Source organism: Candidatus Limnocylindrales bacterium, assembly GCA_035626395.1.
Lineage (GTDB): Bacteria > Desulfobacterota > Binatia > UBA1149 > CAITLU01 > DASPNH01.
This window is the reverse complement of record DASPNR010000042.1, coordinates 147,856-159,986: the sequence shown is the minus strand read 5'-3', so window position 1 is coordinate 159,986 and position 12,131 is coordinate 147,856. Positions and strand designations below refer to the sequence as shown.

Annotated in this window: 10 protein-coding genes; 2 read left to right on the top strand and 8 right to left on the bottom strand. The window is 67.8% G+C overall.

All coding sequences use genetic code 11. From position 1 onward, the window contains the following. Positions 1-33: 33 nt before the first annotated feature. The 8 genes from VEC57_16465 to VEC57_16430 all read right to left on the bottom strand — a co-directional run bounded on the left by VEC57_16465 (position 34) and on the right by VEC57_16430 (position 10,947). On the bottom strand, positions 34-420 hold the full coding sequence (locus VEC57_16465) for a cupin domain-containing protein (protein ID HYC00728.1): 387 nt from the start codon (positions 418-420) through the stop codon (positions 34-36). Between the two features lie 150 nt (positions 421-570). Further along, positions 571-1,545, bottom strand: coding sequence for a quinone oxidoreductase (locus VEC57_16460; protein HYC00727.1), 975 nt, complete (start codon positions 1,543-1,545; stop codon positions 571-573). A gap of 47 nt (positions 1,546-1,592) precedes the next feature. Continuing rightward, complete coding sequence (locus VEC57_16455) at positions 1,593-2,426, bottom strand: SDR family oxidoreductase (protein ID HYC00726.1); 834 nt, start codon at positions 2,424-2,426, stop codon at positions 1,593-1,595. A 461-nt stretch (positions 2,427-2,887) separates the two neighbouring features. Next, a complete protein-coding gene (locus VEC57_16450) occupies positions 2,888-5,956 on the bottom strand; it encodes a hypothetical protein (GenBank protein HYC00725.1) in 3,069 nt (1,022 codons plus the stop codon). A gap of 165 nt (positions 5,957-6,121) precedes the next feature. After that, on the bottom strand, positions 6,122-7,993 hold the full coding sequence (locus VEC57_16445; protein ID HYC00724.1) for a sulfatase-like hydrolase/transferase: 1,872 nt from the start codon (positions 7,991-7,993) through the stop codon (positions 6,122-6,124). Positions 7,994-7,999: 6 nt separating this feature from the next. Continuing rightward, a complete protein-coding gene (locus tag VEC57_16440) occupies positions 8,000-9,073 on the bottom strand; it encodes a glycosyltransferase family 2 protein (protein HYC00723.1) in 1,074 nt (357 codons plus the stop codon). Between the two features lie 284 nt (positions 9,074-9,357). After that, on the bottom strand, positions 9,358-10,500 hold the full coding sequence (locus VEC57_16435) for a beta-ketoacyl synthase N-terminal-like domain-containing protein (GenBank protein HYC00722.1): 1,143 nt from the start codon (positions 10,498-10,500) through the stop codon (positions 9,358-9,360). 12 nt (positions 10,501-10,512) lie between these two features. Next, a complete protein-coding gene (locus VEC57_16430) occupies positions 10,513-10,947 on the bottom strand; it encodes a Zn-ribbon domain-containing OB-fold protein (GenBank protein HYC00721.1) in 435 nt (144 codons plus the stop codon). A 199-nt stretch (positions 10,948-11,146) separates the two neighbouring features. Between VEC57_16430 and VEC57_16425 the strand changes: the two genes are divergently transcribed. Continuing rightward, positions 11,147-11,626: a YkgJ family cysteine cluster protein gene (locus VEC57_16425; protein ID HYC00720.1), complete on the top strand. Its 480-nt coding sequence runs from the start codon at positions 11,147-11,149 to the stop codon at positions 11,624-11,626. A 31-nt stretch (positions 11,627-11,657) separates the two neighbouring features. After that, positions 11,658-12,098 carry a hypothetical protein gene (locus tag VEC57_16420; GenBank protein HYC00719.1) on the top strand — a complete coding sequence of 147 codons (441 nt, stop codon included), beginning with the start codon at positions 11,658-11,660 and terminating at the stop codon, positions 12,096-12,098. Positions 12,099-12,131: the final 33 nt, after the last annotated feature.

Genomic DNA, 12,131 nt, shown 5'->3' with positions numbered 1-12,131 from the left:
TCCCCCTCGGCGACCGTCCTTCGAGCCCCGTCGTCAGTGGTGGTGGTGCTTCTCGTATTCGTCCGCTTCGGCCTTGGTCCGGTGCACCGTGCCGTCGGGATGTTCGGGCGGCGTATAGATCGTGTAGAGCCGCAGCGGCTCGTCCGTGGAGGTGTTGACGATGTTGTGCTCGGTGCCGGCGGGAATCACCACCGCAGACCCGTCGCTGAGCGAAGTCTCCTGTCCGTCCAGGATCGCCTTGCCCTGCCCCGCCTCGACGCGGATGAACTGATCGATGCCGTCGTGATGCTCCATGCCGATCTCCTCGCCCGGCTGCAGCGTCATGACCACGAGCTGACTGTTGGGCCCGGTGAACAGCACCTGGCGGAAGAACTCGTTCTTCAGCGTCTTCTCTTCGATATCGACGATATAGCCTGCCATCGATGCGCTCCTCGTGGGCTCTGGTTGCAGTGATGCAGAGCTGGCCGCCACAGCGGCCGCGGCCCGCGCCGACACAGTGGCCGCGACAGACGTCGCGAGCAAAACGGCTGCACCGCGCGCCGCCGAAGACCGACGCGCCGGCCGCTGCGGCTACGGAATCAGAACGCTTGCACCGGTGGTCTTGCGCGCCTCGAGGTCGCGGTGCGCGGCTGCCGCTTCGGACAGCGGATAGCGCTGGTTGACCGCGACTCGAACGAGGCCGCGGCCGACGACGTCGAAGAGCGCGCGCGCCGCCTCCTGAAGATCGGCATCCTCGGCCGTGTACGTCATCAGCGTCGGCCGCGTCACGTACAGCGAGCCTTTGAGCGCGAGCATTCCCAGTTCCAGCGGCGCAGGCGGTCCCGACGCGTTGCCGAAGCTCACCATCAGCCCGCGCGGCGCCAGACAGTCCAGCGATCCTTCGAACGTCGCCTTGCCCACGCCGTCGTAGACCACCGGCACCCCGCGCCCGCCCGTCCGCTCGCGCACGCGCCGTGGAAAATCCTCGGTGGAGTACAGAATGACGTGATCGGCGCCGTGCTCGCGTGCCAGCGCTGCCTTCTCTTCGCTGCCCGCAGTACCGATGACCGTCGCGCCCAGATGCTTCGCCCACTGGCAGGCGATCAGGCCCACGCCGCCGGCTGCCGCGTGAAAGAGGATCGTGTCGCCTTCCTTCACCTCGTACGTGCGCCGCAGGAGGAACCAGGCCGTCATTCCCTTGAGCATCATCGCCGCCGCGGTTTCGTCGCTGACGGAGGCGGGAATGGGGACGATGCGGTTGGCCGGCGCCACCGTCACCTGCGAGTACGCCCCGATGGGCCCGGTGCCATAGGCGACGCGATCGCCGACGCGCAACGTCTCGACGCCCTCACCGACCTGCTCGACGACACCGGCCGCTTCGAGCCCCAGCCCGCACGGCAGCGGAAGCGGGTACAGCCCGCTGCGATGGTAGGTGTCGATGAAATTGATGCCGATGGCGGTGTGACGGATGCGCACCCACCCCGGCCCCGGCTCGCCGGGATCGAAGTCTTCGAAACGAAGCACTTCCGGGCCACCGGTTTCGTGGATTCTGACGGCTTTGGGCATCGAAGACCTCGTCGTGCTCGAGCAGTGCAGTCGCTATCGCAGCGCGTTCAGCGCGCGCCGGCGGCGCGGCGCTCGCGGATGTATCGCTCCTTGGTGGCGCGTCCCTGATACGTCAGCAACGGGCGCAGGAGGCGCGGCACCTGCGGTATCAGATAGCCGAGCGTGGCCAGATAGCCCGACAGTTGCGGACAGGTGCGCTCGGCGGCGCCGTCATGGGCGCTGTCCAGGATGAGTTTGGCCACGTCCTCGGCGGTGCTCATCGGCTGGGAGAAGACGATGTCGGGGACCTGCTCGAGGCCGTCGAGGATGAAGCCGGTCTCCACCGGCCCCGGCGACACGGCCGAGACGGTGATGCCGGTGCCCGCGAGCTCCTCCGCCAGCGCGAACGTGAACCCGCGCAGACCGAACTTGGTTGCCGAGTACGTCGCTTCCTCCGGAAGCGGAATGCGCCCCGCCAGCGAAGCGACGTTGACGATCGCCGCGCGACCGGCGCGCCGAAGATACGGCAGCGCCAGGCGCGTCAGCACGATGGGAGCCCTGAGGTTGACGTCGACGATGCGAGCGAGCTCTTCCACCGGCGCCTCTTCCACACAGCCGCGGTAGTTGTAGCCCGCGTTGTTGACGAGGATGTGGACCGCACCAAAGCGGCTTTCGGCGGTGCTCAGCAGCGCCGCGCAGGCGCTGGCATCGCTGACATCGGTGGGCACCGCCATGGCCACGCCGCCCGCAGCCGCAATCCGCGCGGCCACCGCCTCCAGCGCCTCCGCACTCCGCGCCGCCAGAACCACATTGGCCCCTTCGCGCGCAAACAGCTCGGCTGCGGCCTCACCGATCCCGCTCGACGCCCCCGTAACGACAACCGTCCTGCCTTGGAACCGCATACATCCCCTCGCCAACGAGTCTGCCCAGCTACTAGTCCCGCACCGCCGAGAATCCAAAGCACCACGAAAAGCAGCCGAGCGCGCTTCGCCCAAGCCAAAGCCAAAGCCAAGACAGTTGGGAATGAAGGTGAGCCGCCGAAGTCAGGCGAAGCAGCGAAGCGACCTTCGCCAAGCCAAAGCCAAGACGGTTGGGAATGAAGGTGAGCGCCCAAGTCAGGCGCAGCAGCGAAGCGCCCTTCGCACCCCAACGACGGGAAGAAACGAGGGCCCTTGAGACGGGCCGTTCAGAAACGGCCTAGCGCAAGGCGGACGCGGCGCCGGACGCGGAGGCGTACTTCCTGTACGTCGGAGCGTACGGCGCCGCGTCCAACGCAGCGATCGGCCGTTTATGAACGGCCTTCGCCTCTTGAATCGCGACGCTCCCCCCGCGCCTCTTGAATCGGCAACGCCAAGCTACGCCGTCAAGGGATCGAGGGGACGTTGACGTACCCCTGCCCCACTCTCCTCGTCCTCGACGGCCCCCCAAACCCCGAGATCGAATTCACCGCCGGATTGCTCGCGGGCGGCGTACAGAACGTCGACACCAGCTTGACCTGGCTGGCGTCGCCGCCGCCGTTGAGCGTGTCCCAGCCTTCGGCAGCACCGTTGTTGACGTAGCAGTCGAGCGGACGTCGCTCGCAGAAGCCTGCGCCGACGATGTCGTCGTCATTGCCGAGCACGCCGTCGGCGCCGGCCTCGCACCCTTTCTGCGTGTGCTCGTCGAAGAGCGAGCAGGGCAGCGTGGTGAAGCCCGCGCCCGTGCAGCGCCACTTCATCGGGCCGTTGGCACACAGGCCGTCCTCGCTGTCGTTGACCACGCAGGCACCGCCGCCGGTGCATTCCTTGTCCTGCGCGCACTCCAGCCCTGCGCGAGTGCCGCCGACGCACTGGCCCTGTGGATAGCAAAGCGGCAGGCAACGGCCGCCCGGACATGCGTCCCCGCATACGCCGTCGCCGCTGCCCGAGCTCGTGTCGCACTGCGAGTTGGTCGTGCAGGGCGTGCCGAGCGTAGAGGAGCCGCCGGCGGTGCATTGTGTGGGATTGGCGCTGCACGTGCCGCCGCCGGCGCAGTCCGCGTCCTCGTCGCACACGGCGCCGGCCTCGGTACCGCCGGCGCACTTGGTCATCGTGCCGCTGCCGTTGGAGACGACTGCGCACGCCTGACCTTCATTGACGCCCGAATCGCAGGTGGCCGCGCAGATGTTCGGCTTGGTCTTGGTGGCCGAGCCGCCGTCGGGGCACGGACACGTGAAGTTGGACCACGCCGGATCCGAGCACGCGCTGCCGGCAGGGAACGAAACCGGTTCGGTGGTCACGGCACCGAACGGCTGCTGCACGCCCACGCCCGAGAGGTTGGACGACTGGCTCGGCGGACAATCCGCCGAGACGATGCCGAGCGGCGTGGTGGACATGGGTCGGCAGAACCTGCCCGCGTTGTCCCCGCTGGAGCAGCGCAGATCGAGCGAACAGGAGCCGGAGGGGCAGTCGTCGGCGGCCTCCATGCATTCGGAGTCGCCGGGGCCCGTGCAGTCGCTGTCGAGCAGGCACTCGTCGCCGCTGGCGTTGCAGCGCCCGAAGCAGGACAGGCCGTCGTTGTCGCCGCCGACGCAGGAGCCGGCACAGATCGGGCACGGCCGCGTCGTGTCCTCACCGAGATGCACGACCGAACGCGAAGTATAGAACAGCTCGGACTCGCCGGTGACCATGTTCTTGGTGCCGGTCAGGTCGCTGGTGTACTCGAGGCCGATACAGACCGAGATCGCGGCCGCCACCTGCGGCAACGGCGTTCCTTCCAGCTCCGCATCGCACGTGGGCGTATCGTCGCAGCGGCCTTTGCAGGTCTCGCCATCGTCGCAGTCGCTCTGGCGGTTGCACGGCTGGACCGGATCCACCGGCAGCCCGGTCGCGTCGCTGAAGCACTGTGAAAGGCACACCGTCTCGTCGGCGTTCTCATCTTCGTCGGCGCAGTAGGTTCCGGGATTCAGACTGTTGTCGTCGCAGACGAAGCAGTCGGCATCTTCGGGCTCGCCGTCGCCGTCGCCGATCTCGTCGCAGGTCTCCTCGCTGCTCCTGTTGTTGGTGCAGCGCGGGCCGATGTCGGCGCTGAAGTTGCAGACGGGGTCGGTGCTGGAGCCGACGCAGGTGGCCTGGTCGAAGGACGAGCAGTCGCAGTCGGTCAGATCGGCGGTGTAGCCGAAGCCGTCGTTGTGCGTGGCATCGTGGGAATCGCCGGTCCAGCCGGCGTCGCTGTCGACCGCCTCGCCGTCGACGACCATGCGATAGCGCGAGACGTTGTCGCAGGTGCACTCGAACAGATCGCCCGGAGGCAGACAGGCTGCGCCGCCGCAGGCGTCGTCGTTGTCACCGTCGCACTCCTCGCCGATGCGGTTGCTCTCGTTACGCTCCTGGTCGACGAGGCCGTCGCCGCAGTAGCCGAAAGCCGACGCGGGGTGAGAGACGTCGGTCATGCCGAACGTCGTGTACACGTGCTTGTAGGGCCCGAACTGCTGGGCCGCGACCTCGAGCACCATTTCGTACACGCAATCCTGCGCATCGCTGACGTCGGCCGGAATGGTGCCGCCGCTCGAGCAGAGGCCCTCGAGCTCGACGATGTGACCGTCCGTGCAGGACTTGGCGATGGCGCCGCTCAGCGTGTCCCGCTCCTTCTGGAGAGCCGCAGCGACCGTGGCATCCGCGAGGCAATCGTCGGGGTCGAGGCCGCAGCTTCCTCCGCCCGGACATCCGCTGTCGTTCGCGCAGGCCTCACCGTCGTTGCTACCGCCGTCGCAGACGGGGTTTGCCTGACGCGAATTGCGGCATCGGGCAGCGGCTGCGTGGACCTTGCCGAGGGCCTTGCTGGTGGCCTTGCTGATGGCGGACAGACATTTCTGCGCGTCGGCGGAGACGCCGGAGGTCTCGTCCAGATCCCCGTAAAGATTCTCGACGACGTCATCGGCGAGCCTCTCGGTGAGGTCGGCCGTGCAGAGACCGATGTCGGTGGGAAGCTGCAGCGACCGCCGCCCCAGCGCCTCCTCGAGGATGGAGCCGCAGTAGGGACCGGGGAACCCGAGCTTGCTGACGTTGAAGCGGTTGGTGCCGCCGTTGCCCGAGCAGCGCTCGGCGTTGTCGTTGTTCGGCGGGCAGGTCACGTCGTTGATGCAGGGCTTGTCGGTGGAGATGCTGCAGACGCTCCGACACGCCTTGGCAACCGACGCGATCATCTTGGCTTCGGCGCTGGAGAGCTTGTCGATGCTCTTCTGCGACAGCGTCGCGCATGCGTCGTCGTCGTCGACCTTGCCCGAGATGTCGTCGGCGCGGCAGCGCGAGACTTCCTTGAGAATCGCGGCGTTATACTTCTCGATCGACTTAGCCAGCGTCGCCGCGCACTTTGCTTCCTGAGAGGTGAAGACCACCGCGCCGGCAGTCTGTGCCTGTGCGAACAGGGCCACGGCTGCGGCCATCAGCGCCGCGCGCAACTCGAATGCATGCATGTGGTTCCTCCTCCCTTCTCGCCTGCGGTCGTGGAGACGACCGGCGACGCCGTATCGGTGGCTACGTGAGCTTCTTGGACAGGCGCGGGGCGAGCCCGCGCTGCTTGTACGTTGCCGCCCGACCTTGGGTCAAGGCGATTACCCGGCTGCCCGCCTCGGATCGTGTCAGTTGAGGTAGCCGAGACCCCTCAGGCGCTCTTCGGCATCCTCGTCGATCTCGGCGGCGTCGCTCTCGAAGCGTGTCGCCTGCGCCTGCCGCCGAAGCGCTGCCAGTGACTGGGCCCAGTCGGCCTGCGCAGCGCTGCCGAGGCTGCTTTTCTCCGCAGGATCGCGCGCCAGGTCGTACAGCTCGTGCTGAAGCGGCTCGCCGAGGCTTTTCACCGTCTCGATGTATTTCTGGCTGGCGCGGATCAGCGCGTGCGACTCCAGACCGCCCTCGCGCGTCAGCTCGGCGTACGCCGGACGCGCCGCGTCAGGCGCGCGGATGTCGGCGCCTTGCGCCTCGGCGGGAGCCGGCATGGTCTGCGCATCGGTAAGGACCGACAGGGTCGGCAGAACGTCCACCAGCATCACCGGCGCATCAATGCGGCGCGGCGAAAGGCCGGGCGATCGGATGACCAGCGGCACGTGGATCGTTTCGTCGTAGAGCGAGTTGCCGTGACCCCAGGCGCCGTGCTCGTGGAACTCCTCGCCGTGATCGGCGGTGACGACCACGACCGAGTTGGCCGCCATCCCGCGCGCCTCCAGGATGTCGAGAATGCGGCCGAGCATCTGGTCACCGTGCACGCTGGCCTGCTCATACAGCTCGATCAGGCGCCGGCGGCGCGGCTCGGGAAGCGGCGTCGTCACGCGCTGCAAAGCCACCTGCTCGTCGTCGGGGAAGTCTTCATGCGCCACGCCCGGCGGATCGTAGGGAATGTGCGGGCTCATCAGATGGAAGTAGGCAAAGTACGGTCCAGGCCCGGCCTGTTCGAGCCATGGCTCGAGTTGATCGACCAGCCACGCATCTCGCAGGCAGTTGGAACGGTGCGCCTCGCTGACACCGAAGCCGCGCTCGAGCTTCTGCAGGGAAAGACGGATCGCATCGCCGGGCAGCGCCTTGTCGGCCATCTTGAGCAACCGGTGAAGCGTGATCAGCCGGGTGAAGCTTTCGCGCTCGGACTCCACGAAATGCCCCACGCCCTCGTGAAAGCCGAAGGCCGGCGACACCCACGGATTGGACGAGAAGACGGCGGTGGCATAGCCGCCGCGCGCGAATAGCTCGGGCAGCGTCGTGGCTCCCGATGCCAGGCGCCCGGTGCGCAGCGTCGCACCGTGCGAGCTCGGAAACAGCGAAGTGAACAGCGAGCCGACCGATGGCTTGGTCCAGGACGACTGCACGTAGGCGCGCGAGTAGCCGGCGGACTGCTCGATCAAGGCTTCGAGCCTGGGCAGCAGGCGGTCCGTGCGTCCGAACAGCGAGGTGCGGTCGGCGCGCAGCGAGTCCAGCACGATGACGAAGACGCTGGGCATGCTCGGGGAGGCGGTGCTGCGCGCGCCGAGCGCGCTTCCGGCCACGCCCGCCGCCGGCATCGCCACGACGAACGTCGCCGCCACGGCGATGGCGCCGACCACGGCGGCCACTGCCGCGCTGCCTTGCACGCGCGCCAGCGGTCGCGCTCGCGCGGCCGCGAGCCAGCCGGCGGCGATCACGGCAACGAGCGCCAGATTGGCGGCGATGGAGATCGGATTGGTGATCGATGGCAGGAAGGCGACGTTGACGTAGCCGAGCACGAGCAGGGCGCCGATGCCGAAGACGGCCGTGGCGAGCGCCGCAGCCGGAAAGGCATGAGGCCGGAAGACTCGCGACAGCAGCGGAACCGCCACGGCAGCGGCCGCCAGACCGAGCAGCGCGTAGAGCAGCAGGGTCAGCGCCGCCAGACGCGTGATGCCGATGCCGCCGCTGGTCGCCGCCGCCTGCCCGACATCCACGGCCGCCCATGACAGCGCGGCCGCGAGGAACCACGCGACTTCCCGAAGTCGCTGCGAGGATTCCAAAGCGCGCTACGCCCTTGGCCTTGCGATCTCCAGGTGACCTACCTGGCGGCGATTGAAAGCCGCCTTGCCGCTGGCGATCCAGCCGACGGCACTGGTCCAGAACGAGAAGGAATAGAGAACGTCGCAGACCGGTCCCAATGCCAGCGCCGCGAGGCGCTCGGCCGGTTTCAGGTCGCGCGCGAGCCGCGCGTACCACCACAGCCTGGTCACAAGAAGCATCGCCAGCACTGCCGCCGCCGCCCCAGGCCAGGCCAGAGCCACAAGCGCCGTCGCCACCAGGATCGGCAGCGTGGCCACCTGCGACATGCGGTGGACGGCGCGCATCCGGCGGTTCTCGTTGGTCCAGAGCCCGTTGCGCGAGCCGACGCCGTAGTTCACGGCGATGTAGGCCTGACCGCGCGCATACTGCGTCTGCTTGCTCAGCAGCTTGCCGAGCGTGTCCTCGGTGCCGCCGAAGCCGAGCTCGAACTCGAGCGAGTTGTCCTGAAGCAGGCGCGCACCGCGCCTGGCGATGCGGATCGAAAGATCCTGGTCCTCGTTGGATCGGAACAGGTCTTCGTTCAGGCCGCCGACGTCGATCAGGAGCTGGCGCCGGTAGCCGTCACAGCGCAGCTCGACGAAGTTGACTTCGTGCGCGCCGGTATCCGGGCAGTTCGTGTCCAGGATGTTCAGGCGCGTGAACACGCGCTCGAGCCAGGGCGCGCGGTCCCATTCGGGCATCATCGACTTTCCCACCACGGCGCCGACGGTCGGGTCGTCGAAATGCCGGACCATGCGCTCGACGTAGTCGGGGGACAGGAGGATGCAGTCGCTGGCGACGGTCAGGACGATGTCGCCGCTCGCCTCCCGGATGGCGCGATTGTAGGTGGCGGCGATGCCGGAGTTCCTGGCATTGGTGAAGACGCGAACGCGCCCTTCGTAGCGGCGCAGGATCTCCGCGGTTCGGTCGGTGGAGCAGTCGTTGACGACGACCACTTCGAGGCGCGGATACTGCTGGGCCAGCACCGAGTCGATGCAGCCGGCGATCGTGCGCTCTCCATTGTAAACCGGTATCAGTACCGAGACCGACGGCGTCCCCATCTCCTGCAGCCCTCTTTCGCGGGTAGTTGATGGTCCGCCGCCAAAGCTCCCCAGCCGCAGCGGAACATCCTCGAAGCCGGCGAAAGATAACCGAGCAGGTCCCGCTTGTCATCCCGAAGATTGGCCGCGTCAGGTCCGGAATGGCGCTCATGGGCGGCAGCCACGTCCTGACCTGCCCGGGCGGCGCCTGCTCGGCGAGCGTGCTGGGGACGCACACCTCCTGTTCCGAAGCGGCTCCTGTTCCGGCGCGGCATTCTCCACGACCAGCGCGTGCGCGCCCGGAGCTAGCCCACCTTCTCCAGGATGTGGATCGCGCAGGCGCTGCCCAGACCGATGACGTGCGTCATGCCGAGCCGTGCGCCCTGCACCTGCCGCGCTCCGGCCTCGCCGCGAAGATGCGTGGTCACCTCGTAGATGTTGGCGATGCCGGTGGCGCCGAGTGGATGGCCCTTGGAGAGCAGGCCGCCCGAGACATTGACCGGAATGCGGCCACCGTTGGCGGTCTCGCCGCTGTCGATCATGCGGCCGGCCTCGCCCTCGCCGCAGAGGCCGAGGTTCTCGTAGTGAAGGATCTCGGCGGTGGCGAAGCAGTCGTGCAGCTCCACCAGGTCGATGTCCTGCGGCCCGACGCCGGCCATCTCGTAGGCGGTCCTGGCAGCGAGACGCGTGCACGTGTTGACGTCGGGCATGACCAGGTCGCGCTCGCTCCACGGGTCGCTGGTCAGCGCCGACGCACGCACCCGCACCGCCCGCTTCATGCCGAGCTCGCGCGCCTTCTTCTCCGAGACCAGAACCGCGGCGGCGGCGCCGTCGACGTTGACCGAGCACATCAGCTTGGTGTTCGGATAGGCGATCATTTCCGCGTTCATCACCTGCTCGAGCGGCGTTTCCATCTGATACATCGCCTTGGGATTGAGCGTGGAGTGGTGATGGTTCTTGACCGAGACCTTGGCGAACTGCTCGAAAGTCGTGCCGTACTTGCGCGCGTGCTCCATGCCGGCCTCGGCAAAGACGGCCGGCATCGTGCCCGAGCCGAGCAGGCCTTCCTTGGAGATGCCGCTGCCGCCGCCTCCGCCGCCGAGAAGGCCCTTTCCCATCTGCTCGACGCCTACGGCCAGGACGGCGTCGTGAAGACCGGCCTTGATCGACATCCACGCCTCGCGAAATGCCGTCGCGCCGGTGGCGCAAGCGTTGGCGCAGTTGACGACGGGAATGCCGGTCTGGCCGATCTGCTGGAGAATGCGCTGCCCGACCATCGCGTTGGCCTGATAGAGGTTGCCGCAATACAGCGCCTGCATGTCCTGGATGGTCAGCCCGGCATCGTCGAGCGCAAGCAGGGCCGCCTCGGCGCCGAGCTCGGGAACGCTGCGCTCGGGATAGCGGCCGAAGCGGATCATGTCGGTGCCGATTACGTAGACGTCGCTCATCGTGTTTCCCCTTCAGGCCGCATCGGGAACGAAGAAGTAGCTCAGATACGAATTGCCATCCTTGTCCTTGCGGCCGAGCGCGTCGCGGAAGACGACCTTGACCGGCATTCCGAAGCGGATCCTGGACGGGTCGGGCTCGACATCGACCAGGTTGCCCTTGACGGTGCCGCCTCCTTCCAGATCGACGATGGCCGAGACGTAGGGAACGGCGACTCCGGGGAAGGAGCGGTGGACGATGGAGTAGGCGTAGAGCGTGCCCCGCTCCGCAAGCCGTCTGGCTTCCAGCTTCCCGCGCGCTCCGCACTTCGAGCATACGGTGCGCGTGCCGAGGAAGACGGCGCCGCATGCCCCGCAGCGCTGGCCCTCCAGATACGGCTCGCCGCCTTTGCCGAGCTTGAGGAACTCGACGACAGGCAGGGGGTGTCCGGACGCTGGGACCTCGCTCATGAGCGCGCTCCTGGAGGCCGCGTGTGGGACCGGTGCGGCCGCGGGCGTTTGTTTCGCCGCCGCTTCGCGGTGTCAACGCTGCCGCAAGGCCGCAGCTGCCACCGGCGCGCCGTGCGGTTGCTCACAGCGCCCGTCATCGCCAAACCAGGGCCATGAAATCGCCGATGACACCGTTGTTGCGCTCCGTCCCGGCACGCGCATGAGGACCGCCCGCGAGCGACGCGACGAGCTGCTGGCGATCTACGCGCAAGCCGAGCGGTCGCTGCCGCCGCGCGACTGCACGCGCTCGACCGGCTGCTGTCGGTTCTCGCTGACGGGCCGTGAGCCGCACGTGACGCAGGCGGAGCTCGACCTGCTCCTCGAGCACGTGGCTGCAAGCGGCCGGCGCATCCCGCCTCATCGCAGCGATGGTGCGTGCCCGTTCCTGGCCGCCGACGAGACGACGTGCACGGTCTACGATGCGCGGCCGTTCGGCTGCCGCACGCACTTCTGCCGTGCGGCCGGCGGCGCCGTTCCGGCCCGTGAATTGCGCGACAGTTTGCGTCGCCTCGCTCAGCTCGACGAAGAGCTGGGCAGCGACGCGCGCGGATCCCGTCCCCTTACACGAGCGTTAAGGGACGGTGCAGTCATCGCGTTGCGGCAGAGACAGCCGAAGGCTAGGAAGCCAGCGCGCGGGTAATGCCCGCGACATTCAAGCTTGGGGAAACATCATGAAAAAAATTCTCTCCGTCGTGGCCTCGGCCGCGCTCAGCGCGGCCGTCCTCGCTCCGGCCTCCGCGTTGGCCGGCGACTTCTGCCTGCAGTTCTCGGGCGGATCGTGCGACCTCTCCGGTGACCTCGGATTCTTCCGCTTCAGCGGCAAGCTGCCGAAGAAGGCCAAGAAGTCCGAAGGCCTGCATGGCCGTGCCTGCGGCACCGGCGTCGTCCAGGGCGCAGCCGCCGTCAACGCCGAAGGCACCGTGATCAACATCCATGCAACCTTCAACTGCGATGCGACCAACGGCAACATCAACGCGACGCTGAACCCGGAAACGGCGGCGACGCTGGGATCGGTGCACACCGGTGACGCCAACTACGGCAGCTTCGACGTCGGCAGCGACTGCGTCGTCACCGTCGTGGACTGCGCCAGCGAGCCGGGGCTGGTTCCCTGATCGCTGCGCACGCCGCCGGCCTGCTCTGTCGGG

What these genes read in the sequence shown, in the direction of transcription:
- VEC57_16465 (HYC00728.1), bottom strand. Translation starts at nt 420, where the DNA reads ATGGCAGGCTATATCGTCGATATCGAAGAGAAGACGCTGAAGAACGAG.
- VEC57_16460 (HYC00727.1), bottom strand. Translation starts at nt 1,545, where the DNA reads ATGCCCAAAGCCGTCAGAATCCACGAAACCGGTGGCCCGGAAGTGCTT.
- VEC57_16455 (HYC00726.1), bottom strand. Translation starts at nt 2,426, where the DNA reads ATGCGGTTCCAAGGCAGGACGGTTGTCGTTACGGGGGCGTCGAGCGGG.
- VEC57_16450 (HYC00725.1), bottom strand. Translation starts at nt 5,956, where the DNA reads ATGCATGCATTCGAGTTGCGCGCGGCGCTGATGGCCGCAGCCGTGGCC.
- VEC57_16440 (HYC00723.1), bottom strand. Translation starts at nt 9,073, where the DNA reads ATGGGGACGCCGTCGGTCTCGGTACTGATACCGGTTTACAATGGAGAG.
- VEC57_16435 (HYC00722.1), bottom strand. Translation starts at nt 10,500, where the DNA reads ATGAGCGACGTCTACGTAATCGGCACCGACATGATCCGCTTCGGCCGC.
- VEC57_16430 (HYC00721.1), bottom strand. Translation starts at nt 10,947, where the DNA reads ATGAGCGAGGTCCCAGCGTCCGGACACCCCCTGCCTGTCGTCGAGTTC.
- VEC57_16425 (HYC00720.1), top strand. Translation starts at nt 11,147, where the DNA reads ATGAGGACCGCCCGCGAGCGACGCGACGAGCTGCTGGCGATCTACGCG.
- VEC57_16420 (HYC00719.1), top strand. Translation starts at nt 11,658, where the DNA reads ATGAAAAAAATTCTCTCCGTCGTGGCCTCGGCCGCGCTCAGCGCGGCC.